Raw genomic sequence first — 24,829 nt, forward strand, 5'->3', positions numbered from 1 at the left:
GGATCCGACCAGGAAGCAGCATGCCGAGCCAAGCATCGAGGTCGACGGTGAACGTCCCGGACAGACGCCCGGTCATCCGGGACGTCGCGCGCGCCGCAGGCGTCTCCGTCCCGACCGTGTCGCGCGTCCTGACGGGCGCCGCCCGGGTCTCCGAGGACAAGGCGCGCCGCGTGCGCGCGGCGATCGAGGAGCTCGGCTACCGGCCGTCAGCGACGGCTCGCGCCCTGGTGGACCGCAAGCCCCGGCTGATCGCCGTGATCGCGGGCAACACGTCGCGCTACGGCTACGCCGAGGTGATCCGCGGCGTCGAGGAGGGCGCGCGCGCCGACGGGTACACCGTCAGCATCACGGTCGTGGAGTCCGCCGACCCCGCCGAGGTGGAGCGCGCGATCTCGCTCGTCGCGTCGCAGCCGATCGCCGGCGTCGTCGTGCTGAAGTTCGACCCGCCCGGCGTGGCGGCGCTCCAGGCGCTGCCCGACGGCGTCCCCGCGGTCGCGGTGTCGGGCGTGCGCGCGACCGGGGTCCCGCAGGCGGTGCTCGACGAGTCGCGCGCGGCGCACGAGCTGGTCGACCACATGCTCGACCTCGGCCACGCGACGGTGCACCACGTGAGCGTGCCGCCGTCGCGCACGGAGGACGGCCGCACCACGGGCTGGCGCAAGGCGCTCAAGGCCCGCGACGCGGTGGTGCCGCCGGTGCTCGCGGCGTCGTGGGAGCCTGAGTCCGGCCGCGAGATCGGCCGGGAGCTCGCCGCGCGCGACGACGTCACCGCGGTGTTCTGCGGCAACGACGAGATCGCGATGGGCGTCATCCGTGGGCTCCGCGAGGGCGGGCGTGCCGTCCCCGAGGACGTGAGCGTCGCCGGGTTCGACGACCACCCGCTGGCTCAGATGTTCTCCCCGTCCCTGACGACCGTCCACCAGGACTTCGCGGGGCTCGGGAGCCGCGCGTACCACCTGCTCGACGACGTCGTCGAGGGCCGCAAGGTCCGCAAGTTCTGGTCCGAGCGGCCCACGCTCGTGGTGCGCGAGAGCGTCGCGCCCCCGCCCCGTACGTCCTGAGACCTCCCGCACGCGACCGAAGGAGGCCGCAGTCTGACCATCCGTGATAGCGATTTCATAGGCACCACCGACTCGTACAAGGGAGTACCGATGAGACACCGCACAGCCCTCCGACCGCTCGGCGCAGCACTCACGCTGTCGCTGGTCGCCGGCGCCCTCGGCGCCGTGGCGATCACCACCCCGGCGCAGGCCGCCGCGTCCGCCGACGACGTCAGCGTCGACTTCTCCGCGTCCACCGGCGCGTTCCGGGGCGGCGCCTCGGGCAGCCTCTACGGCCTCGGCGACGCCGGAGCGCCCAGCCAGGCCGTCCTCGACGGCGCCCGCGTGACCAACGTGTCCCAGAAGCCGCCGGCGGGGGCGCAGCACCCGAACGGCGACGCGCTCGACGTCGAGAAGAACTTCTTCGCCGGAGCGGGCCAGGACCTCTACGTCTACGTGCAGGACATGTACCCGGACTGGACCTACCACGGCGGCGTGCGCCCCGGCGACGACGACGGCGACGGGGTCTGGGACTACCTGCCGATCCTCAAGGCCACCGTCGAGAAGATCGCGACGACCTCGGAGCACCCGGAGAAGTACGTCTTCATCCCGTTCAACGAGCCCGACGGCATCTGGTACCAGAACTGGTCGACCATGAAGGGCCAGTTCCTCGCCGACTGGACCGTCGCCTACGACCTGATCCAGAGCGTCTACGCCGAGCACGGGCTCGGCCACGCGAAGATTGCCGGCCCGGGCGAGAGCTCGTGGCACGCCGACCGCGAGACCGACTTCCTCACCTACGCGAAGGCCCACGACGAGCTGCCCGACGTCATCGTGTGGCACGAGCTCGGGACGCAGAACCTCGCGACCTTCCGCTCGCACATGGACGCCTACCGCGACGTCGTGAAGAGCGTCGGCATCCCCGAGCTCCCCGTCGACATCACCGAGTACGCGATGCCGCGCGACATGAACGTCCCGGGGCAGCTCGTCCAGTGGCTGGCGATGTTCGAGGACGAGAAGGTCGACGCCCAGACCGCCTACTGGAACTACGCGGGCAACCTCTCCGACAACGCGTCCCGGAACAACAGCGCCAACGCCGGCTGGTGGATGCTCAAGTGGTACGGCGACCTCGCCGGCTCGACGACGGTGCGCCTCACGCCGCCGGTCCTGAACACCGTCGACTCGCTGCAGGGGATCGCGGCGGTCGACCGGTCGAACCGGAAGGCGACCGTGCTCGTCGGCGGCGGGACCAAGGACGTGGCCCTGCACCTCACGGGGCTCGACGCCGCGACGTTCGGCGCCTCGGTCGACGTCGTCGTGCGCGAGAACCGGATCAACGGCGCCGAGGGCGACTCGCTCCAGCCGCCGGTCGTGCTCTCGACGACGGCCCGGACCTCGGGCGGCACGGTCGACGTGACGGTCCCGAACTCCGACCGCTACAGCGCGTACCAGGTGGTCGTCACCCCGCACCGGGCCCAGCGCCCCGCGGTCGCGACCGACCTCGTCGACAGCACGGAGGCCGAGGCCGCCACGCTGACCGACGCGTGCAAGACGTACCAGAACCCGTCGACGGAGTGGTCGCACCTCGCGTCGGGCAGCTACGACGTCGGCTGCCTCAACAAGCCGACGTCGTCGGTCACGTGGAAGGTCACCGTCCCGCGTGACGGCACCTACCGGCTCGACCTCCTCGCGGGCGCCAACCAGGCGCCGGGCAAGCAGGCGCTCTTCGTCGACGGCTCGCTCGACCAGGTGGTCTCCTACGCGGCCGACCTGAGCTGGACCTACCGCGGCACGACGCACGCGACGCTCCACCTCAAGGCAGGCACGCACACGCTGTCGGTGCGCCCGAGCAAGGACGGGTCGACGCTCCTCGGCGGCTCCGACATCACGCTCGACCGCCTCGACCTGTACGACGTGACGGACGGCGAGGCCGCCGACTACCCGGCCGTCGACGCGCGGCTGTCCGGCGACGCCCGGCTCACCTACGACGGCGCGCTCGCGGGCGCCGTCAGGCTCGCGGGCGACGGCGCGGCGACCACGTTCGTGACCGCCGCGGAGACGGGTTACTACGACCTCACGACGACGTACGCCACGAACCGCGCGTCGACGGTCACGCTCGACGTCAACGGCCGCGCGGTCGCGCTGCCGAAGACGAAGGGTCCGGGGACATGGACCTCGACCGCCCGGGTGTACCTGCCTGAGGGTGTCAGCGAGGTCACGGCCCGCGCACCCAAGGGCGCGACGGCGCTCGGGCTCTCGACGCTGCGCGGCTCGGACCAGCGACGCAGCGACGCCGACACGGGCCTCGTCAAGGTCTACGGACCGGGCGGCCTGGCGCTCGCGGGCACCGCGGCCGTGACGCCGCTCCCGGCCGGCTCGAACGGCGTCGGCGGCACGGACGTCGAGGGGCTCGGCAAGGGCGGCACGGCGACGCTCGCCCGGCCCGCCGGCTTCGGGCCCGGCGAGTACCAGCTGGTCGTCGCGGCGGCGAACGCCGACAAGTCCGACGCGATCAACTACAACCCGCAGGTCATCAGCCGGTTCCTCGACGTCGCTGAGGCCGGCGGGCACACCGTCCGCGGGACGTTCCGCCACAACTACGCGTGGCAGAGCTTCTGGAACTACACGATCCCGCTCGACCTCACCACGAGGTCCGGCGCGGTCACGCTCGGCAACGCCACGGCCGGGGGTCCGAACGTCAACCGGGTCACGCTCGCCCGGTTCGTCGCGGCGACCTCGACGACGGCCGCTCGGTAGCCCGAGAGGTCCGACGACGGGCCGGGGGTGCCGCCACCGCGGCGTCCCCGGCCCGTCGCCGTCCCCCCGTCCGCTCCGGCGGGATGCCCTCGGCGTACGTGCCGGGCGGGCCTAGCCTGAGGGGCATGACGAGCGAGCCCTGGGACAGCGCGGCCGCGACCTTCGACGAGGCGCCGGACAACGGCCTCGCGGATCCCGCCGTCCGGGCGGCCTGGCGCGAGCTCCTCCTCGACGTCCTGCCTCCCGCTCCGGCGCAGGTCGCCGACCTCGGCTGCGGGACGGGGACGCTCACGCGCCTGCTCAGCGACGGGGGATACCGGGTCGACGGTCTCGACCTCTCTCCGGAGATGCTGCGGCACGCCCGGCGGAAGGCTCCGGGCGCGAGGTTCGTGCTCGGCGACGCGGCCGACCCCGCGCTCGAGCGTGCTGCGTACGACGTCGTGCTGTGCCGGCACGTGCTCTGGGTGTTGCCGAGCCCGGAGGACGCGCTCGCCCGGTGGGTCGCGCTCCTCAAGCCGGGTGGCGTCGTCGTGCTCGTCGAGGGGCGCTGGAGCACCGGTGCCGGGCTGACCGCGCAGGAGGCGGAGCAGGTCGTCCGCACGGCGCGTACCGAGGTCGTCGTGCGCCGGCTGGGTGACGCGGTCTACTGGGGCGGCCCCGTCCAGGACGAGCGCTACCTCCTGGTGAGCCGGGCGTAGACGGTTCCCGCGTTCGCCCGTGCCTGCGAATCCCCACCGCACGTCGACGTCGGGCCAGGAGGTTCGCCGTCGGCGGATCGCCGGCGGCGCGCTCTTGACCTCAACCAGGGTTGAGGAATGAGGGTGGGGTGGTGCCGTCCTGACCGGGGCGACGCACCCCACGACAGAACGGCGGACGACCATGGACGAGAGCCCCGCGATCCTGGTGACCGGTGCGACCGGGAACGTCGGCGGGCAGGTGGTCGCCCAGCTGCGCGAGCGAGGTGGCGTCCACGTCCGGGCGCTGACCCGCCACCCGGCAGGGGCGGACCTCCCCGACGACGTCGAGGTGGTGGCCGGCGACCTGTCGGAACCGGAGAGCCTCGACGACGCGCTGAACGGCGTCGACGCCGTCTTCCTCGTCTTCCCCACGCTGCAGGCTGACGCGCGGGCGCCCGAGCTGGTCGCACGGCTGGCGAAGCACGCACGCAGGATCGTCTACCTGTCCGCCGACGGCGTCCCCGACGACCGCGACGTGCCGGTCGAGGGCATCACCGGCTCGCACGCAGCGATCGAGCACCTCGTCGAGGACTCGGGTGCGGAGTGGACGTTCCTGCGCTCCGGGGGGATGGCGACCAACACGCTCGGTTGGGCGGCGGAGATCCGCGCCACCGGGGTGGTGCACGGGCCGTACGCCGGCCTGAGCCGGTCGCTCGTGCACGAGGCCGACCTCGCGGCGGTCGCCGTGATCGCTCTGACGGAATCCACGCTCGTCGGCGCCAAACCCGTCCTGACCGGGCCGGAGATCCTCACCCAGGTCGAGCAGGCCGCCGCCATCGGCGAGGCAGTCGGTCACCCCGTCCGCTACGAAGAGATCCCCCGGGACGCGATGCGCGTCCGGATCATCGACGAGTGGGGATGGCCGCCCGCGACGGCGGACGCCGCCCTGGATGCCTGGGAGGCGATGGTCGGCAACCGGGACGGCGTCACCTCCACGGTGGAGGGCCTCACCGGGCGGCCGGCCAGGTCGTTCCGCGCCTGGGCCGTCGATCACGCCGCTGACTTCCGCTGACGTCCCGGGCGGACCGGACGCGCGGTGGACTTCGACGGGGCTGCCTGACGACCCAAGACTGACCGATTCTGAGGTGCACCGGTATCGGGTTCTTGACGTTCAGAACTGTCGGACCGTCGCGCGTGTGGGTGCCGGGCACGCGATGGCTCGGCGGCAGGCGCCCGGTGGTTCAGGGCGTGACGATGTCGAAGTTCGGGTCGAAGTGGTCCATAACGTCGGCGAGCTCGGCGAGGGCGTTCGGGTCGCCGTCGAGTCGGATCGACCCGGCGTCCGCGAGGGCGACGGCGGAGGCGGGGTCGAGGATCGCACCCACGAGCGCGACCTTGGGCCCGACGACGGTAAGTCGGGCGTCAGAGGATGCTCCCGGCCGTGCGTTGAGGACGCCGCGCCGGGCCCAGACCGTCCAGGTCGTGTCGAGGTCGGTGAAGGTGTAATCGATCCGCAGGTCGGTGTCGACGGCCTTGTCGCCGATCAGGTGAACGCCGGCGAAGTCGAAAAGGATGTCCAGGGGCATCGCGAGGATCGTGTCCGGTGATGCGGTGCTGAACGGCGCCTCGAGGACGCCCGCGCGGAGCTCACGTGCCGCGGTAAGGAAGATCGCCCGCCACTGCGGCGCTTCGGTCTGGTAGCCCATCTGCTCGTAGGCGTCGGCCTGCAGGTTCTTGGCGTCGGCGTTGTCGGGCTGGGCGAAGACGAGCTTGTGGAGGATCTCCGCGGCCCAGCGGTAGTCGCCCTCGTCGAACGCGCGGCGCCCCTCGGCAAGGATCGCCTCCGGGCCGATCAGCTCGACGTAACGGCGGGCGGACTCGACCGGGACGTGCGGGTGGAGCGACACGGGGTCGCCGTCCCACATCCCGAGCTCCTTGGTGAACACGCCCCGTACGTCGTGGTGGACCGTGCCGTGGTACTGGCGGTTGTACCACTTGCGTGCGAGCTCGTCGGGCAGCTCGATGGCCTCCGCCGCCTCCAGTGGTGTGTAGCCCTTGTTCGCGAGACGCAGCGCCTGGTCGTGGATGTACTTGTAGACGTCGCGCTGGGACTCGAGGAACTCGACGACCTCGGCGTTGCCCCACACCGGCCACGAGTGTGGGCCGTAATGGACCTCGACCTCGTCGCCCCAGCGGACGATCGTCTCGTCGAGGTACCGGGCGAAGTTCCGCGCGTCCCGCGTGCGGGCCCCTCGGAGCGTCTGGATGTTGTGGAGCGTGTGATTGGCGTTCTCCGCGCACGTGAGCGCCTTGAGCTCGGGGATCCAGATGTGCATCTCCTCGGGCGCCTCGGTGTCCGGGGTGTACAAGAACTCGAACGTGAGCCCAGCGATCTTCCGCGTGGCCCCGGACTCGGTGATGCCGTCCGTGGGAGAGAGGTAGGAGATCGTCTGGTGCTTCCCGCCGCCGAGCGCGGCGCCCGCGGTCACGTACTGCGTCGGATCGTGGTCGAGAAGGTAGCCAAACGCGTACATCGCGCGCCGCGACATCGCGTTCCCCGCCACCACGTTCTCGCCGATCGCGTACTTGTCGAAGCTCGCGATCGTCCCGGGCGCGATGATCGGGACCTTCCCGGACGCCACGTCCTCCTCGGACACGACGCCCTTCACCCCGCCGTAGTGGTCCACGTGCGTGTGCGTGTAGATGACCGCGACCACCGGCTTGTCCGCGACGTGCTCGCGGAACAGCGCCATCGCCTGGGCGGCCGGCTCGACGGCGGTCGTGCAGTCGATGACGACGAGCCCGTCGTCACCCTCGACGATCGTCAGGTTGCCCGTGTCGTTGTTGCGCACCTGGTACAGCCGGTCGACCACCTTGAACAGGCCGCCCTCGTTGATCACCTGCGAGGCCCGCCACAAGCTCGGGTTGACCGTGTCCGGCCTCGGCGCGTCCTCGGTTATGTAGGCGTAGTCGGCCAGGTCGAAGACCACCTCGCCGGCCCCGTTGAGCACCCGGCCGTCGGGGATCGGGGCAATCAGCCCCCGTCGTGCGTCGCCGAAGTCGCCGCGGTCCTCCATCGCGTACAGGCCGACCGCTTCCACGTTCGCGTCGGCGGTGAACGGGGTGGCTTCCTTCGCGCGATACGTCATCACGTGGCTCCCAGGCGGTCGGACTCGCTGAACCGGGCGCCGAACCCGGCATCCGACGCGCCGCATCCCGACCCGGACCGATGGTACGGCGCACTCCGAGCGTCAGCGCGGCGACGAGCCGCGCGCGGCCGCGGGGTGCTGCGGGACCCGAGATCGAGTAGCGGCAGCCGCACAGAAAGGCGGTGCGCTGCTCGAGAGTGTCCGACTCCCAGTGCGCCGCCGGGAGGAGTCCGGAGTATGTCTCGACCCACGAGGTGTGGTGGACGAACGCGCAACCGGCTGCGTCGTCGGGCGTCGCGGGACGAACAGTGGCGGGTATTGGGGAGAGCGGTGGCATGGCGGCCATACTTTCGATCCCTCAGCCCGCCGTCTAGCCGTTGGTGGTTCGCGACAACCACGCCAGTCGATCCGAAGCTGACCCATTCTGAGACACCCCGGAATCGGGTTCTGGAGGCGTCGAGACCTCGACGGCAGAGAGGTTCCAGCCCGCTGGTGAACGAGAGCTGGGTCTGAGGGCCTCGTGCGCGAGTGGCTCAGGTGCCGAGTAACCCGGTTTGAGGCGACATCGGCGGTTCGGCTGTCCCAATGCGGCCGATGGCGACGTCGCGCAGGCAGTGCGGCGCTCCTTAGTTTTCGGCCCAGAGCCACCGCAGCGCGTCCGGGAGGAGGACGCCTCCGTGGTTCGGGCTGTGTCCTCCATCGCCGGTCACCAGTCTGAAGTCATAGCCACCTCGGGCTAGAGCCGCAGCGGTCTCAAGGTTCTCGGCGAACCAGTTGTACTCGGCGGCGTTCCAGTTCAGGTCCCGGTGCGCCCCATGGAGGAGCACACGCAGAGGTCTGCGCGACTCGCTCGCGATCAGCGCGGGGTACGGGTTGCCGTCGGGCATCTGAGCGAAGCTGGCGTTCAGAGCGATCACCCGACCGATGCTGTCGGGCCGCGTCCACGCCGCCGTCATCGCCGCGTTGCCTCCGCTGCTGCCACCACAGATCCCTCGCATCTTTGGATCGGTCGAGACGGCGAAGCGCGCTTCGACCCGAGGAAGAACCTCATCGAGGAGGAAGGTCGCGTAGCGGTCGTCGAACGCGTCGTACTCGGCGTTGCGATGCTTGGTGGGGACGCCGTCCACGTCGAGGACCCCTGGATCGACGAACACGCCGATCATCTGCGGCAGCTCACGTGTGGCGGCGAGGTTGTCCAGGACCGTCCCTCCCCGCACGTCCCCGTCGGGGTCCAGGTACCACCAGCCGTCGTTGAAGAACATCACGGCGCTCTCCTGGGCGGGGGAGTGACCGGCTGGCCTGTGCACCCAGACCTTGCGTGACGTCCCCGGAAACTGGTCGCTCGTGTCGATCGAGAACTGTTCGACGATGCCCGGCTCGACCCCGTCGCGGAGCTCAGAGTCGGGGCCGTACTCGTAGACGACGTCAGTCTGGGAGACCGGCAGAGAGTTGAACGGGATCGTCACGGCCATCGGCCAACTCTACCGAGCACCTCCGGACTCATCCGTGGTCGACAGAACTTCTGGAAGCGCACACAACAGAGGTTCCGCCCCGAACCGACCGATTCTGGGCCGCGTCAGAATCCCGTTTTCCGAGTCTCGAAACGTCCGGCTGCGAGGCCCAGCTCACGCATCGTTGTTGGTACCGACGTACAGGAGGTGGCCCGCCATCCCGAGCACCGAGGGGTCGTCGGCGGTCTCGTAGGCGATGTCCAGCAGTCGTCGGTGTGCATCCGGGTCACGTTCGGCGAGGGCAGCAACGTCGCCTTGGACCCAACCAAGGACCCCCTGGGAAGCCATCAGCCGCCTCGTCGTGAACCCGTGCGACGCGAAGAACTCGACAACATCTTCGGGCCGCACAAGGCGAGCTCCGGTGAAGCGGCCCGGCCGCTCGTCGTCGTAGGCGCCGCACTCGACGATTCGCGAGACTAGGCCGGAGTCGAAGGCCTCGGAACCTCGCTCGAGCACGGTGGACACGAGCCGCATGTACCGCGGCATCAGCGCGACGGCCAGCACGCCACCCGGCCGCAGGACCCGTCGCAGCTCGTTCGCGGCTTGGTCCCGGCCCCCGGCGTCCAGGTGGTAGAACGGGCCGAGGCACAGCACTGCGTCGAAGGAGTCGTCTGGGTAGCGGCTCAGGCCACGCGCGTCGACCTCGTCGACGGCCTCGACTCGTGCCGCCACGTCCGGGTCCGCCTCCCCGATGCGTTCCCGCGCGATCGTCAGGAGGGCCGGGGACAGGTCACCGAGGGTCACCTGGTATCCACGTTCGGCGAGCCAGAGGCTCCAGGTGCCGGGCCCGCCGCCAAGGTCGAGAACCCGCGTTGGCGACGGTGGGAGGTGCTCTTCGAACGCTCGTGCGTGCAGCGCGAGCTCGATGGTTCCGTCGTCCGGCGTGGAGAGTCGATGCGCCTCGCGCCGTGCGGCCGTGTCGTAGTAGCCGCGCACTTCGTCGTCACCCACCAGGTCGCTCGTCATGCCCGCATGATTCACGGGCGTCATCGGGTTTGTCGACTCTCCACAAGCGAACGGGCCGGGTCAGAATAGACTCTTCTGGGGCCCGCCAGAACCGGGTTCTGGAGATTTTGAAACCTCACGCGCAGCGACCGTGCTCATCGGGGAGGACACCAAGGTCACGCAGCATCTCGCGTGCGTCACGGAGGCCCGCGGTGTTCTCGGCCTGCGTTGCGATGCCGGTGAGGTCGGACCGCGCGAGCCTGATCGAGAAGTACACCGCCTGCACGAGGGCGCGAAAGCGGCGGAAGGTGTCGAGGAACTCAGCTACCTCGGTCGCCGGCAGTCCGCTGGCGTCGAGATATGCCTTGAGCAGGCGAGCCGCCTTGGCTGGTCCGCCGGCGTACATCACGGCGGACGCGACGTGGTAAAGCGCCGGTCCGGGTACCGAACCGGTCCAGTCGATCACTCCGACCTCGCCGGAGGTGTCATCCCGCAGAAAGGCCTCCGGCGCCGGATCGGTGTGGAGCTGAACCCACGAGACGCCGCCCGCCGATCGGACTTCCTTGAGGACCCGAGTGGCAGCCAGGCGAACCCAGGCCTCCCGCGCCGGGTTCATGCCTTCTTCTTCGACCCAGCCGAAGAAGGTGCCGTGTTCCCTGCGGGGGGCAATCCGGTGTGCACGCCCGATCGCTGCACCCCACGCCTCCTGGTCGCTCTCGCCTGCCGTGAGCGGGCTCCCGGGCACCTCCTCCAACAGTGCGACCTCACCGTCGACGAGTGGGGCGGTGACCTCTCCGTCCTGCAGTTCCAGCGGTGCACCTGCTCGCAGGCCGACTGCCGTCATCTCCCGCGCGGCATAGGCGCCGCTCCTGAGCCCGTCCCGCTCGGAGGTCGGCACCCACTTCGCGACGAACCGGCCGATGCTCAGCGTGACGGCGACTGTCACCGAGTTCATCCCGCTGGCGGTCGACCGCACCCCCAGCACCCGGACACCCGGGCGGTGGGCGATCAACGCAGGGACGGCCTGGGCCAAATCGTCGGGGGTCACGGCTTCGATCTCAGCACAGGACGGACGAAGTCTGTAGGAGGTTCACAACGGCACCCGATGCTTCACCCGGCTACCCGCTCGTGATCCGCCGGACCGCCTCGGCGGCGTCGGCGGCCTGCGCGGGGTCGGTGTCGAGCGCGCGGTGGATCGCCAGGCCCTCGACGAGCGCGTCGAGCATCCGCGTCGTCTCGGGGTCGAAGTGGCGCTCGAGCGCCCGGCGGCTCCGCGCCATCCACGCGTTCGTCAGGTCGCGGAACGCCGGTTCCCGCGCGGCGAGCGTGTAGAGCTCGTGCGTGAGGACCAGGTCGCGGCGGCCGGCCGTGCCGGTGACGAGGGCGACGACGGCGTCCCGCGCCTCGTCCCGGTCGGACGCGGCGGCCATAGCGTCCTCGAGCCCCTCGCTCTGCGCGGCGGCGAAGCGCGTGAACGCCTCCCGGAGCAGCTCGTCCATGCCGGTGAAGTGGTACGTCATCGAGCCGAGCGGGACGTCGGCGGCCGCCGCGACCGTGCGGTGCGAGGTCCCGGCCACCCCCGACGCCGCGATCACGTCGAGGCACGCGTCGACGATCCGGTCGCGCCGCCCCGGATCGACGCGCCGGGGACGGGGCGGGGTCACGGCTCGATCTGGCGGACGACGCGCGCCGGGTTGCCGACCGCGACCACGTTCGCCGGGATGTCGCGCGTGACGACGGCACCAGCTCCGATCACCGAGTTCTCGCCGATGGTCACCCCCGGGCAGACGACGACGCCGCCCCCGAGCCACACGTTGTCGCCGATCGTGATGGGCCGCGCCGCCTCGAGCTTGTCCCGGCGGGGCCCGGGCTCGACGGGATGGGTGGGCGTGAGGAGCTGGACGCCCGGCCCGATCTGGCAGTCCTCGCCGATGGTGATCGTGGCGACGTCGAGCGCGGTGAGGTTGTAGTTGACGAACGTGCGCGCGCCGACGTGGAGGTTCTCGCCGTAGTCGACGAACAGCGGGGGCTTGATGAAGGCGCCCTCGCCGAGCGTGCCGAGCAGCTCCTCGAGCAGGGGCCGCGCGGCGTCGGGGTCGCTCACGAACGTGCGGTGGTACGTGTCCGCGAGCTCGACGCCGCGGCGGGCGAGCCGCTCGTTCTCGGGGTCGTCGGCGATGTAGAGGTCGCCGGCGAGCATGCGCTCGCGGTTGGTCCGGGGGTCGTCGGCGAAGTAGTCCTGCTCCATGCGTACGAGCGTACACATCGGTGCGCCACCCGTCACGGGTGCAGACGTGCCCCCTTGAGCACCTTGTCGACCGCGTTCTTCGGCCCGTGGACGCCAAGCCCCACGAGGTCGAGCGCGGCGGCCGGCACCGCCTCGACGACGGCGCGGTTCGCGGCGTCGTGACCGGTCGCGAACATGTCGGTCGTGTAGACGGCCACCGCCAGGCCGCGCCCGGCCGCGCGTTCGCGCGCCGCCGCGAGGACCGCCGACGGGGCCTCGAACACCAGGACCGGCAGGCCGAGCAGACTCAGGTAGCGGCCGGCGTCGGCGTCGGCGTAGGGCGCGCCGACCAGCTCCGGGTTCGCCGCGGTGATGCCGCTCGCGAGGAAGGCCGTGACGTTGAGCCGCTGCCACGTCGCGAGGTCGTCGCGGACGACGAGCGCCACCTTGGTCGCGAACGGCGGCGTGAGCAGATCTTCTCGGGGCGGGGTGTCGAGCTCGAGTTCCATGGGAGCGATCCTCCGGCGCGGAGGGGCGCGGCGTCTTGTACGGCGTTGATCCGCGGGCTCGACGCGTCAGCGGACGCCGCGACGACCGGCCTGGAACCGGCCGGGCGTCGTCGCGAGGAACCGGCGGAAGTGCCGGGTGAGGTGCGCCTGGTCGTAGAAGCCCGCGGCCGTCGCGACCCGGGCGGCCGCCTCGCCGTCGAGGAGCAGGCGCCGGGCGAGCTCCAGGCGCCGCCCGAGCACGTACTGGTGGGGCGGGAGCCCGTAGCTGCGCGTGAACGACCGCACCAGGTGCGCCGTCGTGACCCCGAGAGACTCCGCCACCGAGGCCACGCCCCGCGCCCCTGCGGGGTCGGCGTCGAGGAGCTCGCGTGCGCGCCGGGCGACGGCCGCCGGCTCGGGGAGCGTCGGCAGGTCCGGGCGGCCACCGAGGTGCCACGTCAGCCGTTCGACGACGAGCGCGAGGCGCGACTCCGCCTCCAGGTCGTCGTCGTGGACGAGCGCCTGGTCGAGCCGGGAGACCTCCGCCCGCAGGCCGGCGTCCTCGACGAGCGGGGCGTCGACCGCTGCGCCGACGAGCGCGCCCGCGAGCGCGTTCTGCTCGAGGTAGACGACCCGCTTGCGGAAACCCGCGGACGTCGCCGGCCTGCCGTCGTGGACGACGCCCGGCGGCAGGATCGTCACCCCGGAGCGCGGCGCCGCGTGCCCGTGGCGGTCGAGCTCATAGCCGATCAGCCCGTCGTCGACGACGAGGAGCGTCCACGTGTCGTGCGTGTGCGACGGGTAGGCGTGGTCCCGCCACGCGGCGTGGAGCACCTCGGCGATCCCCGGCACCCGGGGTCGCCACGCCCGCACCACGTCGCCCGACACCACCGGCCCAGTCTGTCAGGGCGAGACGACGGTGGCCGCCGGGCGTCGTCGTCGGGCCGCGCGGGGCCGGGACCGCTCGCCCGTCGACGCGCGGACCACGAGCCGCGTCGGCAGCGTCACCGCGGAGTGCACGTTCGCGGGCGTGCCGCGGAGCGTGGCGATCAGGTTCCGGACGGCGACGGACCCCATGGTCCGCAGCGGCGCCGCGACCGTGGTCAGGCCCGGGGTGACGAGGTTCGCGCCGAACACGTTGTCGAACCCGACGACGCTCACGTCCTGCGGCACCCGGAGGCCCTGGGCGATGACGCCGCGGAGGAACCCGATCGCCATGAGGTCGTTGTAGGCGATCACGGCGCGCGTCGGGCTGTGGCGGAACTCCGTGGCTGCCGCGACGCCGCCGGCGACCGTCGGCGCCTGGGGTTTCAGGTGCTGTACGTGGAGGCCCCGCTCGGCCGCGAGCGACAGCAGGGTGCGCCACCGCATGCCGTCGGCCCACGCCGCCTGCGGCCCGCTGAGGTAGGTGATCTGGTCGTGCCCCAGCCCCTGGAGGTGGTCGACCGCGAACCGCATCGCCTGCGGGTGGTCGGCGACGACGCGCGGGACGTCGCTGACGTCGCGGTTCAGGACGATGGTCGGGCGCTGCTTGGCGATCTGCCGGATCGCCGAGTTCGACATCCGCGAGCCGGCGAGCACGATGCCCTCGACGACCGGGAGGGCGCGATCGAGCTCGGCGCGCTCGAGCCGGTCGGACTCCTGGGCGTCGACGATCAGGCAGGTGTAGCCGCTCTCCGCCGCGGTGTTCTGCACGGCCCGGATGATCTCGGAGTAGTACGGGTTGGTGATGTCCGAGCTGGCGACGGCGAGCATCGACGTCCGCCCGGTCGGCAGGGCGCTCGCGAGCGGGTTGGTGCGGTAGCCGAGCTCGGCCGCGACGGACCGGATGTGCTCCGCCGTCGCCGCGTTGACCCGGCCCGGCCGGGAGAACGCGCGCGAGACCGTGGACGGCGCCACGCCCGCGGCGCGCGCGACGTCGTAGATGGTGGGCGCACGCTCCATCCCGGTCCCCTCCGACCCCTTCGCCGGACGTCGTCGTCGGCAACCGCACCGTAGAGCGCGAAGGCAACACATGGCAACCGCTTGCCACGGGAACAGGCCGGCCGCTGAGATGACCGTGCTGGTCAGCGCCGACACAGTGACGACTCGATGACGACTCGACCGATGACTCGATCTGACGACGCGATCTGCGGAAGCTGCCCAGCGACGTGCCCGGCCTACAGATCGGAAGACACGCACATGACCCGGACCAGGAAGGCCCGCGCGGCGCTGCTCGCCGCGAGCGGTCTCACCGCCCTCTCCCTCGCCCTCACGGCTTGCGGGGCGCCCAGCAGCAGCACCAAGGACCCGAGCGCGAGCTCCGTGCCGACGAAGCCGTCGTCACCGGTCACGCTCAACATCCTCGACGTCGCGGGCAACCTGCAGCTCACCAAGGGCATGATCGAGAACTTCGTGAAGGCCAACCCCGACATCGTCAAGAAGGTGACGTACACGAGCGCCCCCGCGCCGGACATGGTGGGCAAGCTCAAGGCGCAGCAGCAGGGCGGCGGCAGCACCATCAGCCTCGTGCTCAGCGGGACGGACGGGCTGTCGGCCGGCATCAAGTCCGACGTCCTCCAGCAGCTCCTGCCCGCCTACGACTCCCGCTTCCCCAACCTCGAGTCCAACTACCAGGAGCCCGCGGCCGCGATGCAGCAGCTGTCGAAGGGCTACGGCGTCGAGGTCGTCTACTACCCGTCGGGCCCGCTGCTCGAGTACAACCCGGCCAAGGTCACCGACCCGCCGAAGACGCCGGCCGACCTGCTCGCGTGGGCCAAGGCGCACCCGGGGAAGCTCCAGTACGCCAACCCGGCCAACTCCGGCCCGGGCCGCACGTGGCTCATGGGCCTGCCGTACCTGCTGGGCGACACCGACCCCAAGGACCCGGACAAGGGCTGGGACAAGACCTGGTCGTTCCTCCAGGACCTCAACAAGTACACGGCGAACTACCCGTCGGGCACCACCGAGACGATGAAGAACCTCGGTGACGGCACGGTCGACATGGTGATGTCGACGACCGGCTGGGACATCAACCCCCGCGTGCTCGGCACCGTGCCGAACACCATGAAGGTCGGGGCGTTCGACGGGATGCACTGGGTGAGCGACGCCCAGTACGCGCTCGTGCCCAAGGGCCTCGACAAGGACGTCGTCGCCGCCGACCTCGCGCTCGTCCAGTGGATGCTCAAGCCGGACCAGCAGGCGATCGCCTACGACGACGGCTACTTCTACCCCGGCCCCGCGGTCAAGGGCGTGACGCTCTCGATGGCGCCGGAGAAGAGCCAGCAGACCATCGCGAAGTACGGGCGCCCGGAGTACGACGACTGGATCTCGAAGTACCCGACCGAGACGTCCCTGCCCTCCGACCAGCAGGTTGCCGCTTTCGACAAGTGGAACCGGCTCGTCGGTAGCACCCATTGAGCCCGGCCGACCAGAGAAGGCAGGACCACACATGAGCGACCAGCACTTCGCGGAGCTGCGCCTGGACCGCGTCGGTCACTCCTACGGCAAGCACCAGGCCCTGTCGGACCTGTCGCTGACGATCCGCGGCAACGAGTTCATCGCGCTGCTCGGGCCGTCCGGGTGCGGCAAGTCCACCGCGCTCAACTGCCTCGCGGGCCTGCTGCCGCTGACGTCGGGGACGATCCACCTCGACGACCGCCGCATCGACTCCCTCCAGCCGGAGGAGCGGGGCTTCGGGATGGTGTTCCAGAACTACGCGCTGTTCCCGCACATGACCGTGCGCAAGAACATCGGGTTCGGCCTGAAGATGCGCAAGGTGCCGAAGACGGAGCTCGAGAAGCGGGTGGACGAGGCGGTCGCGACCGTGCAGCTCGCCGAGCACCAGCACAAGATGCCCGGCCAGCTCTCGGGCGGCCAGCAGCAGCGCGTCGCGATCGCCCGCGCGATCGCGCTGCGGCCGCCCCTCGTCCTCATGGACGAGCCGCTGTCCAACCTCGACGCCAAGCTCCGGCTCGAGATGCGCACCGAGATCCGCCGGCTCCACCAGGACCTCGGGCTCACCACGGTCTACGTGACCCACGACCAGGAGGAGGCGCTCTCCCTGGCGGACCGCCTCGTCGTCATGCGCGACGGCGTCATGCAGCAGTGCGGGACGCCGCCCGCGGTCTACGAGGAGCCCGCGAACGCGTACGTCGCCGGGTTCATGGGCTACCGGAACCTCCTCGACCTGGCCGCGGTGAGCGCCGACGCCGACGGCGTCCGCGTGGACGGGCCCGACCTGAGCCTCGTCGGGGCCAACCGGGACGGCGTCAGGGGCGGGGCGGTCGTGGCGGCGATCCGCCCCGAGGACTTCCGGGTCGGGGACGAGGGCGACAACGCGTTCGACGTCACGGTCGAGGTGGCCGAGTACCACGGGCGCGAGCTCGCGGTGGAGGGGGCGACGTCGTCGGGCCGGAAGATCTACTTCCGCACGCCCGAGCGGGTGGTGCCGGGCGACAAGGTGCGGCTCGGGGTCCGCCAGGACCGCGTGCTGGTGTTCGGTGCGGCGCCCGAGCCCGTGCCGGCGCCCGAGCTCGACGAGGTGGGCGTGTGACCGCCGTCGAGGCGGCCCCGCGCGCCGCGCCTGCCCGGCCGGAGCGGTCGCTGCGGCACCGGCTCGCCGAGCGCGGGATCGACCGGACGCTGTGGCTCCTCGTCCCGGCGACGCTGTTCATCCTGGCGCTGTTCGTCTACCCGTTCCTGTACGGGCTCCAGCTCTCCTTCACGCCGCAGGAGGGCGGCGGGGCGCTCGCGAACTACCGCGAGTTCTTCACCGACCCGTACCTCCGCGGCACGATCTGGAAGACGCTGCGCCTGGGGCTGCCGGCGGCGGTGCTCAACGTCGTCGTGTCCGTGCCGATCGCGTACGCCATGCGCGGGCGATTCCGGGGCAAGCGGACCGTCACGACGCTGCTCGTCGTGCCGATCGCGCTGGGCACGGTGCTCACCGCCCAGGGCCTGCTCATGTACGCGGGCCCGACGGGCTGGCTCAACCAGGTGCTCATGGACCTGCACCTGGTCGACCAGCCGGTCGCGCTCATCCACAACTACGTGGGCGTGTTCCTCTCGCTGGTGATCACGGGCTTCCCGTTCGCGTTCCTGCTCACGCTGTCCTACATCTCGGGCATCGACCCGTCGCTCGAGCGGGCCGCGGCCACGCTCGGCGCCGGCGGGTGGCAGCGGTTCTCGAAGGTGACGCTGCCGCTCCTCATGCCGGGCCTGACGATGACGTTCATCCTGTCGTTCGTCCTGGCGTTCTCGGTGTTCCCGTCCGCGCAGCTGGTCGGTGACCCGACCGGGTCGACGCGCGTGATCTCCATCGCCGCGTACGAGGCGGCGTTCCAGCAGTTCGACTACTCGATGGGTTCCACGATCGCGATGATCATGGCCGTCGTCATGCTCGTGGTCATCGGCCTCGTGCTGGCGTGGCGGAGCATGTTCTACCGCGGCGCGACAGGAGGGAAGGGCTGATGAGCGCCGTAGCTGCACCCACGCGGGCCGGGCGCACAGGGGCCCCGGAGCGCCGTCGTCGGCCCTGGTGGACCGCGGTCCTGTGGATCGTCGTGGGGTTCTTCTTCCTCAACCTCGTCGCGCTCGTCGCGTCGGTGGTCGTGGACTCGTTCGGCACCAAATGGTTCGGCACGTGGCTGCCGGAGGGCTGGACGCTGCACTGGTACACCGACGCGTGGAGCCAGTTCGGGCTGTCGTCGGTGCTGCTCGTGACCATCGAGGTCGCCGTCGCGGTCATCGTGCTGTCGGTGCTCATCGGCGTCCCGGCGTCGTACGCGCTGGCGCGCCGGAGCTTCCCGGGCAAGCGGCTGCTCATGGTGCTCTTCGTCCTGCCGATCCTCGTGCCGCCGATCACCTACGGCATCCCGCTGGCCACGCTGCTCTACAAGCTGCACCTGGCGGGCACGCTGTCGGGCGTGATCGTCGCGAACCTCGTGCCGTCGGTGCCGTTCGTGATCCTCACCATGACGCCGTTCATCGAGCAGATCGACCCGAAGGTCGAGGCCGCGGCCCGGATGTGCGGGGCCCGGACGACGGCGGTGTTCCTGCGCATCCTGACGCCGCTGCTGGTCCCCGGGATCCTCGCCGCCAGCATCCTCGTGCTCGTGCGGACGGTCGGCATGTTCGAGCTGACGTTCCTGACCGCGGGTCCGACCAGCACGACGCTCGTCGTGACGCTGTACAACGCGGTGTTCGCGGCCGGGATCCGTGCCAACCAGTCCGTCGACGCGATGGCGACCATCTACACCGGCGCCATGCTCGTGCTGCTCGTCGTCGCGCTGCGGTTCGTCAACCCGACGCAGCTCGTGACGAGGGTGGGCGACGCGGGCGACTGACACTGACGACGCTGCGCTGCTCGTCCCGTCCTGGTGGTTCAGGGGCCGAGCAGCGCGGCGGGCACGACGGCGATGCCGTCACGTCGACGGTAGGCGTACGGCCCGGTCGTCACGACGATCGCGTCGGCGAGGTCGTCACCCAGCTGATCGCGGAGCCACAGGAGGTGCCGGACGTCCTTGTCCTCGACCGTCGAGGCGAGCTTGACCTCGAGCGCGATGACGCGCCGTCCCCGCTCGACGATCAGATCGATCTCGTGCCGCCCGTCCTGCTGTCGTAGGTGCCCGACGCGTGCGTCGGCGGCCTCGGCGTAGACGAGCACCGACTGAGCGACGAGATGCTCGAAGAGCGGGCCGAGCATCGAGCCGCTCCGTGGGTCGAGCCGTCCGGCGTCCTTGCCCGCCCGCACATCGTCGCGTCGGAGCCCGAGCAGACGCACGGCGAGCGCAGGGTCGGCCAGGAAGTGCTTGGGCCCTTGCGTGAGCCGCTTGAGCGGGTTGTAGACCGGGATCCAAGGCTCAACGGGGTCGAGCACGAACGTCCGGGTGAGGACGTCGCGGTAGACGAGCGTGGTGTCACGCGCGGGCTTGGCCGAGACTCCGGCAGTGGCCGCATCGAGGATGCGCGAGTAGGTGGCGGTGCTCGCGGTCGCCGCCGCGTATGCGGTGAGCCATGCACGGAGGGAGTCCGGTCGACGCACGCTCGTGCCCTGCTCGGCGAACTCCTTCTCAACGGTGTGCGACAGGTAGCCGTCGAGCCAGGTGCCACGGGCACGGTCCGTCATTCCGCGCAGTCCCGGAAAGCCGGAGGCGAAGATCTCGTCGACGTAGCCGTCGAGGTCCACCTCGGACTCAGCTCGGAGCGGGGTGGTCGGAGTGGATTCGAAGAGGTCCGAGATGCTGACGGTTGGCTCCGCGACGCCACGCTCGACCAGGGACAGCGGGCGCATCCGCAGCGTGACGATCCGTCCCGCGCCGGAGTGGATGCGAGCGCCGGGCGGCGCAGTCGATCCCGCCAGGATGAAAGAACCGGCGGGCGCGCCGTCGTCGACGGCGCGCCGGACCTGGTCCCAGCACCCAGGGAAGAGCTGCCACTCGTCCAGGAGCATGGTGCCGTCCGGTTCGAGATCGAACGGGCCTGCCGCGAACGCCTCGCGCTCTTGCGGAACGTCGAACCGGACCGAACGGTTCGCGCGTCGGTGCGCTGTTGCGGTCTTTCCGACGCCCTTGGCCCCCTGGACGGCTACTGCAGCGAGTTCCGCCAGCAGGGAGTCGAGGGCGTCATCCGCGAGACGGTGGACGTATGCGTTGGCCACCGGCCAAGTCTACGTCTCACACGCCAACTAGTCGACACTTCACACACAATCCGCTGGGTGGTTCACACGCTATACGGTCGACGTCTGACGCATGCCCACCGCTGCTGGCGCTAGCGTCCTAGCGCGCGTCGCATTCACGTCCGGGTGGGCCAGCGGGCGTCGGTCGGATCTTCTCAGCGACCGACCATGCTCATGCCCGCGTCGTTGTAGCGGTTCCCCCGTACCCCCACCCGGACGGCGAGCGCGTCGAGCTCGGCGCGTTCGTCGGCCGAGAGGGCGACCGCCGTGGCGGCCGCGTTCTCCTCGACGCGCTCGAGGCGGCGCGTCCCGGGGATGGGCACGATCCACGGCTGCTGGGCGAGGAGCCAGGCGAGCGCGACCTGCCCGGGCGTCGCGGCCTTGGCGTCCGCGAGCCGGCGGACGTGGTCGACGAGCCGCTCGTTGGCGGCGCGGTTCTCCTCGCTGAAGCGGGGGATGGTCCGCCGGATGTCGCCGTCAGTGAACGCCGTCGACGGCGACACCGTCCCCGTGAGGAAGCCCTTGCCGAGCGGGCTGAACGGGACGAACCCGATCCCGAGCTCGGCGAGCGTGGGCAGCACCTCGGGCTCGGGGTCGCGGGTCCACAGCGAGTACTCGCTCTGCACCGCGGTGACGGGGAACGCGGCGTGCGCGCGCCGGATCGTGGCGGCGCCCGCCTCCGACAGCCCCAGGTGCCGGACCTTCCCGGCCCGCACGAGCTCGCCGACGGCGCCGGCGACCTCCTCGATCGGCACGTCCGGGTCGACGCGGTGCTGGTAGAACAGGTCGATCCGGTCCGTGCGCAGGCGGCGCAGTGACGCGTCGGCGACACGGCGGATCTGCTCGGGCCGGCTGTCCAGCCCGACCGACCTCCCGTCCCGGATGTCCCAGCCGAACTTGGTGGCGATCACGACGTCGTCTCGCACGGGCTCGAGGGCCTCGCCGACGAGCTCCTCGTTGACGTACGGGCCGTACACCTCGGCGGTGTCGACGAACGTCACGCCGCGCTCGACGGCGCCGCGCAGGACGGCGACCATGTCGTCCCGGTCGCCCGGGTTGGGGCCGTAGGACTGGGACATGCCCATGGCGCCGAGGCCGACGGCGGAGACCTCGAGGCCCTGGCCGAGAGTGCGGGTGTGCATGGTTCCTCCGAGGGGTGGGGTCAGCGGGGGTCGACGCGCAGCGTCGTCGCGGTCGCCGTGGCGTTCGTGATCGAGCGCACCGCCGACCCGTCCCCGTACTTGGCGTGGTAGGCGAGGTCGATCGCGGCGTCGTGGGCGTCGTCGGGCGTGAACGTGACGTCGGCGCGGACCCCGCCCGCATCGATCTCGCCCGTGCCGGTGCGCCGGACGCCCCGGTACCAGGCGCCGTCGGCGCCGCGGACGGAGCGGACGAACAGGCGGCCGTCGACGACGACGTGCCACACGATGCGCGGGGTGCGGAGCGTCCCGTCGGGGCGGCTCGCGGCCACGCGGAGCTCGCCGTCGCTGTCGATCGCGGCGAGGGTGTCGGGGTTCCAGTCGGGCATGGTGCTGGTCCTTTGCTGGCAGGGGTGGCGGGTGGTGGGGCGCTCAGGCCTCGGGGATCTCGAGCTCGTAGAACCGGGCCCGGTCGACCTCCGGGTCGGGGCCCCCGCGGACGCCCGTGTCGAGGGCGTCGATCGAGGCGAGCTCGTCGGCGGTCAGCTCGAAGCCGGCGACGTCGAAGTTCTCGGCGATGCGGCTCGGGGTGACGGACTTGGGGATCGCGGAGCGGCCCTGCTGCAGGTGCCAACGCAGCATCACCTGGGCCGGGGTCCGGGCGTGGGTCGCGGCGATCGACGCGATCGTCGGGTCCTCGAGGGTGCTCCGACGGGTGTCGTCGCCCCAGCCCGGGTAGAACGTGATGCCGCCGATCGGGGACCACGCCTGGGTCAGGACGCCCCGCTCGGCGTCGGCGGCCTGCACGGCGGGCTGCTGGAAGTAGGGGTGCAGCTCGACCTGGTTCACCGCGGGGACCACGCTCGTGGCGTCGAGCAGCCGGGCCAGGTGACCGGGCATGAAGTTGGACACGCCGATCGCGCGGACCTTGCCGTCGGCGAGCAGCGTCTCGAGCGCCCGGTAGGCGTCGATGGTCGTGTCGAACCGGGCGGGGGCGGGCTGGTGGAGGATCAGCAGGTCGAGCCGGTCCAGCCCGAGCTTGCCGGCGGCCTTGTCGAACGCGTGCAACGTCTGGTCGTATCCGAAGTCGGAGACCCAGACCTTCGTCTCCACGAAGACCTCGTCGCGGTCGAGCCCGGACTCGCGGATCGCGCGTCCGACCTCACGCTCGTTGCCGTACGCGGCGGCGGTGTCGACGTGCCGGTAGCCGACCTCGAGCGCGGTGCGGACTGCGGCGACGGTCTCCTCCGGCGGCGTCTGGAAGACGCCGTAGCCGAGGGCGGGCATCGTGACCTCGTTGTTCAGGGTCAGGGTGGGGATCTGATCGGTGGGCATGTCCTCCACGGTAGAAGCGGGCCGGGAGATGTGGGAGGTCCTGGCGTTGCCCCCCGGGTGCCCGGTACTGGCAGCACCTCCCTCGCCCGCGCGGGCCGCCGTACCGTCGAGGCATGGACCTGAGAGCCGAGACCCGGGAGTTCCTCACCTCGCGCCGCGGCCGGATCACCCCCGAGCGCGCCGGCCTCGCCGCGTACGGGGGCAACCGGCGCGTGCCGGGGCTCCGCCGTGAAGAGGTCGCCATGCTCGCCGGCGTGAGCGTCGACTACTACACGCGGCTGGAGCGCGGGAACCTGTCCGGCGCGTCCGAGGAGGTCCTCGAGGCGCTCGCGGAGGCGCTCCAGCTCGACGAGGCCGAGCGGGGCCACCTGGCGGACCTGGCGCGCGCGGCCAACGCGTCCGGGGCCGCACGGTCGCGAGCCCGGCGGGCTCCTGCGCCCACGCTGCGGCCGGTGGTCCAGCGGATCCTCGACTCGCTCGAGCACGCGCCCGCGTTCGTCCGGAACGGGCGGCTCGACGTCCTCGGCGCGAACCTCCTGGGCCGCGCGCTCTACGCGCCGCTGTACGACTCGCCGGAGCGCATCGCGAAGCGGCCGGTCAACACGGCCCGGTTCCAGTTCCTCGACCCGGTGGCCGCCCGCGCGTTCTGGGGCGAGCAGACCGACCGGCTCGCGCACGACGCCGTCGCCATCCTCCGCGCGGAGGCCGGCCACGACCCGTACGACCGGAACCTCACCGACCTCGTCGGCGAGCTGTCGACCCGCAGCGAGGACTTCCGCAGGCTGTGGGCGTCGCACGACGTGCGCTACCACCGCAGCGGGACCAAGGTGTTCCACCATCCCGTCGTCGGGCAGCTCGAGCTCGACTACGAGGCCCTCGTGCTCCCCGCCGATCCGGGCCTCCAGCTCAACGTGTACACCGCCGCGCGGGGCTCGGCGTCGGAGGACGGGCTCAAGCTGCTGGCCTCCTGGGCGGCGACGACGCTGCTCGAGTCCGGCGACACGGCGACCGGCGACTCAGCGCCCGGCGGCGGCGAGGTCGGCGCCGGTCGCGGCCTCAGGCGGGAGCGCGGCAGGCGCTGACGGCCAGCGTCGTGAACGGGACCGTGAAGCTTCCGCCGCCGGCGTCGACGGCGTCGCCGACGGCGCCCAGCACCTCCGCGAGCCGGTCCGGTTCCAGCCGGGTGAGGCCGCCCGTCGTGGGCAGGAGCTCGAGCCACGCGTCGCGGGTCCAGGTCCGCTCGACGTCGAACCGCCACTGCTCGGGGGCCTCGAAGCGTCCCGTCGAGCGGATCGTCTCGGCGACGGCGGCGTACCCGGCCTGGTACGCCTCGACCGGCCGCCGTCCCGACCCGCCCGCGAACGGCGACTCGGGCACGACGCGCCGGAACGCCTCGGCGAAGGCGTGGGCGACGTCGTCGGGCGGCTCGAAGACGTGGCCGAAGACCGCGAGCCGGCCGCCCGGGCGCAGGACGTCGGCCGCCTTGGCCGCGCCGACGGCCGGGTCGACCCAGTGCCACGACTGGGCGGCGGCGACGGCGTCGAACGTCCGCCCGGCGGGCTCCCACCCCTCGAAGGTCGCGACCTCGACGGGCAGGCCGCGCTCCCGCGCGAAGGCCGCCATGCGCGCGTCGGGCTCCACGCCCAGCACGGCGCATCCCGCAGCCTGGAGCTGGCGGGCGGCGATCCCGGTCCCGCAGCCGACGTCGAGGACGTCGCGGGCCGGGCCGGTCGGCGGGGCTCCCACGACCGCCGCGACCAGGGCCGGCGGGTAGGGCGGGCGGGCGCGGTCGTAGCGCTCGGCGTCGGTGCCGAACGACTCGGCCATCGCGCGGGCGCCGTGGATCGGTGCGGACGGGCTGCCGGGCTGTCGCGGGGGCGTCGCGGTCACGAGCCCACGCTAGC

General features: G+C 71.6%; 23 protein-coding genes. 9 read left to right on the forward strand and 14 right to left on the reverse strand.

Annotation, left to right across the window (positions count from 1 at the left end; all coding sequences use genetic code 11):
- Positions 1-20: 20 nt before the first annotated feature.
- From ACLQ14_RS01275 to ACLQ14_RS01290, 4 genes are all read left to right on the forward strand, one after another.
- Positions 21-1,061, forward strand: coding sequence for a LacI family DNA-binding transcriptional regulator (locus ACLQ14_RS01275; RefSeq protein ID WP_425809049.1), 1,041 nt, complete (start codon positions 21-23; stop codon positions 1,059-1,061).
- A gap of 90 nt (positions 1,062-1,151) precedes the next feature.
- On the forward strand, positions 1,152-3,797 hold the full coding sequence (locus tag ACLQ14_RS01280) for a CBM35 domain-containing protein (RefSeq protein ID WP_425809051.1): 2,646 nt from the start codon (positions 1,152-1,154) through the stop codon (positions 3,795-3,797).
- A gap of 125 nt (positions 3,798-3,922) precedes the next feature.
- Positions 3,923-4,495 carry a class I SAM-dependent methyltransferase gene (locus tag ACLQ14_RS01285; protein ID WP_425809053.1) on the forward strand — a complete coding sequence of 191 codons (573 nt, stop codon included), beginning with the start codon at positions 3,923-3,925 and terminating at the stop codon, positions 4,493-4,495.
- A gap of 181 nt (positions 4,496-4,676) precedes the next feature.
- Positions 4,677-5,546, forward strand: a complete 870-nt coding sequence (locus tag ACLQ14_RS01290) for an NAD(P)H-binding protein (RefSeq protein ID WP_425809055.1) — start codon at positions 4,677-4,679, stop codon at positions 5,544-5,546.
- 169 nt (positions 5,547-5,715) lie between these two features.
- Here ACLQ14_RS01290 and ACLQ14_RS01295 read toward each other — a convergent pair whose 3' ends face one another.
- The 9 genes from ACLQ14_RS01295 to ACLQ14_RS01335 form a co-directional block, all read right to left on the reverse strand.
- Positions 5,716-7,623 carry an alkyl/aryl-sulfatase gene (locus ACLQ14_RS01295; RefSeq protein ID WP_425809057.1) on the reverse strand — a complete coding sequence of 636 codons (1,908 nt, stop codon included), beginning with the start codon at positions 7,621-7,623 and terminating at the stop codon, positions 5,716-5,718.
- A 626-nt stretch (positions 7,624-8,249) separates the two neighbouring features.
- Positions 8,250-9,095 carry an alpha/beta hydrolase gene (locus tag ACLQ14_RS01300; RefSeq protein WP_425809059.1) on the reverse strand — a complete coding sequence of 282 codons (846 nt, stop codon included), beginning with the start codon at positions 9,093-9,095 and terminating at the stop codon, positions 8,250-8,252.
- A gap of 153 nt (positions 9,096-9,248) precedes the next feature.
- Complete coding sequence (locus ACLQ14_RS01305) at positions 9,249-10,100, reverse strand: class I SAM-dependent methyltransferase (RefSeq protein ID WP_425809060.1); 852 nt, start codon at positions 10,098-10,100, stop codon at positions 9,249-9,251.
- Positions 10,101-10,215: 115 nt separating this feature from the next.
- Positions 10,216-11,127, reverse strand: a complete 912-nt coding sequence (locus ACLQ14_RS01310; RefSeq protein ID WP_425809062.1) for a phosphotransferase — start codon at positions 11,125-11,127, stop codon at positions 10,216-10,218.
- Positions 11,128-11,197: 70 nt separating this feature from the next.
- A complete protein-coding gene (locus ACLQ14_RS01315; RefSeq protein WP_425809064.1) occupies positions 11,198-11,743 on the reverse strand; it encodes a TetR/AcrR family transcriptional regulator in 546 nt (181 codons plus the stop codon).
- Positions 11,740-12,327, reverse strand: coding sequence for a sugar O-acetyltransferase (locus tag ACLQ14_RS01320; RefSeq protein ID WP_425809066.1), 588 nt, complete (start codon positions 12,325-12,327; stop codon positions 11,740-11,742). Before ACLQ14_RS01320 ends, ACLQ14_RS01315 begins: the two co-directional genes overlap by 4 nt.
- Positions 12,328-12,359: 32 nt before the next feature.
- Positions 12,360-12,815 (reverse strand): DUF2000 family protein, encoded by a 456-nt coding sequence (locus tag ACLQ14_RS01325; protein WP_425809068.1) that lies wholly within the window; start codon positions 12,813-12,815, stop codon positions 12,360-12,362.
- A 66-nt stretch (positions 12,816-12,881) separates the two neighbouring features.
- Entirely contained in the window at positions 12,882-13,685 is an 804-nt protein-coding gene (locus ACLQ14_RS01330; RefSeq protein WP_425809070.1) for an AraC family transcriptional regulator, read from the reverse strand.
- Positions 13,686-13,697: 12 nt separating this feature from the next.
- Positions 13,698-14,738: a LacI family DNA-binding transcriptional regulator gene (locus ACLQ14_RS01335; protein WP_425809072.1), complete on the reverse strand. Its 1,041-nt coding sequence runs from the start codon at positions 14,736-14,738 to the stop codon at positions 13,698-13,700.
- Between the two features lie 237 nt (positions 14,739-14,975).
- On the opposite strand from ACLQ14_RS01335, the gene ACLQ14_RS01340 reads away from it, so the two are divergent.
- The 4 genes from ACLQ14_RS01340 to ACLQ14_RS01355 are packed head-to-tail and all read left to right on the forward strand — an operon-like array spanning position 14,976 to position 19,120.
- The gene (locus ACLQ14_RS01340) at positions 14,976-16,193 is read left to right on the forward strand and encodes an ABC transporter substrate-binding protein (RefSeq protein WP_425809073.1); all 1,218 of its coding nucleotides are present in this window, start codon (positions 14,976-14,978) and stop codon (positions 16,191-16,193) included.
- Positions 16,194-16,224: 31 nt separating this feature from the next.
- Positions 16,225-17,328, forward strand: coding sequence for an ABC transporter ATP-binding protein (locus ACLQ14_RS01345; RefSeq protein ID WP_425809075.1), 1,104 nt, complete (start codon positions 16,225-16,227; stop codon positions 17,326-17,328).
- Positions 17,325-18,245 (forward strand): ABC transporter permease, encoded by a 921-nt coding sequence (locus ACLQ14_RS01350; protein ID WP_425809077.1) that lies wholly within the window; start codon positions 17,325-17,327, stop codon positions 18,243-18,245. Before ACLQ14_RS01345 ends, ACLQ14_RS01350 begins: the two co-directional genes overlap by 4 nt.
- Positions 18,245-19,120, forward strand: a complete 876-nt coding sequence (locus ACLQ14_RS01355) for an ABC transporter permease (protein ID WP_425809079.1) — start codon at positions 18,245-18,247, stop codon at positions 19,118-19,120. Before ACLQ14_RS01350 ends, ACLQ14_RS01355 begins: the two co-directional genes overlap by 1 nt.
- 38 nt (positions 19,121-19,158) lie before the next feature.
- Here ACLQ14_RS01355 and ACLQ14_RS01360 read toward each other — a convergent pair whose 3' ends face one another.
- The 4 genes from ACLQ14_RS01360 to ACLQ14_RS01375 form a co-directional block, all read right to left on the reverse strand.
- Complete coding sequence (locus tag ACLQ14_RS01360) at positions 19,159-20,433, reverse strand: ATP-binding protein (protein ID WP_425809081.1); 1,275 nt, start codon at positions 20,431-20,433, stop codon at positions 19,159-19,161.
- 173 nt (positions 20,434-20,606) lie between these two features.
- On the reverse strand, positions 20,607-21,593 hold the full coding sequence (locus tag ACLQ14_RS01365) for an aldo/keto reductase (protein ID WP_425809083.1): 987 nt from the start codon (positions 21,591-21,593) through the stop codon (positions 20,607-20,609).
- Between the two features lie 20 nt (positions 21,594-21,613).
- Positions 21,614-21,979: a DUF2255 family protein gene (locus tag ACLQ14_RS01370; RefSeq protein ID WP_425809085.1), complete on the reverse strand. Its 366-nt coding sequence runs from the start codon at positions 21,977-21,979 to the stop codon at positions 21,614-21,616.
- A 43-nt stretch (positions 21,980-22,022) separates the two neighbouring features.
- Entirely contained in the window at positions 22,023-22,925 is a 903-nt protein-coding gene (locus tag ACLQ14_RS01375; protein WP_425809087.1) for an aldo/keto reductase, read from the reverse strand.
- Between the two features lie 113 nt (positions 22,926-23,038).
- On the opposite strand from ACLQ14_RS01375, the gene ACLQ14_RS01380 reads away from it, so the two are divergent.
- The gene (locus ACLQ14_RS01380; protein WP_425809089.1) at positions 23,039-24,007 is read left to right on the forward strand and encodes a helix-turn-helix transcriptional regulator; all 969 of its coding nucleotides are present in this window, start codon (positions 23,039-23,041) and stop codon (positions 24,005-24,007) included.
- On the opposite strand, the gene ACLQ14_RS01385 is transcribed toward ACLQ14_RS01380, so the two are convergent.
- Positions 23,982-24,815, reverse strand: coding sequence for a class I SAM-dependent methyltransferase (locus ACLQ14_RS01385; protein ID WP_425809091.1), 834 nt, complete (start codon positions 24,813-24,815; stop codon positions 23,982-23,984). The genes ACLQ14_RS01380 and ACLQ14_RS01385 overlap by 26 nt on opposite strands.
- Positions 24,816-24,829: the final 14 nt, after the last annotated feature.

Source organism: Luteimicrobium sp. DT211, assembly GCF_049844995.1.
Taxonomy (GTDB): domain Bacteria; phylum Actinomycetota; class Actinomycetes; order Actinomycetales; family Cellulomonadaceae; genus Luteimicrobium.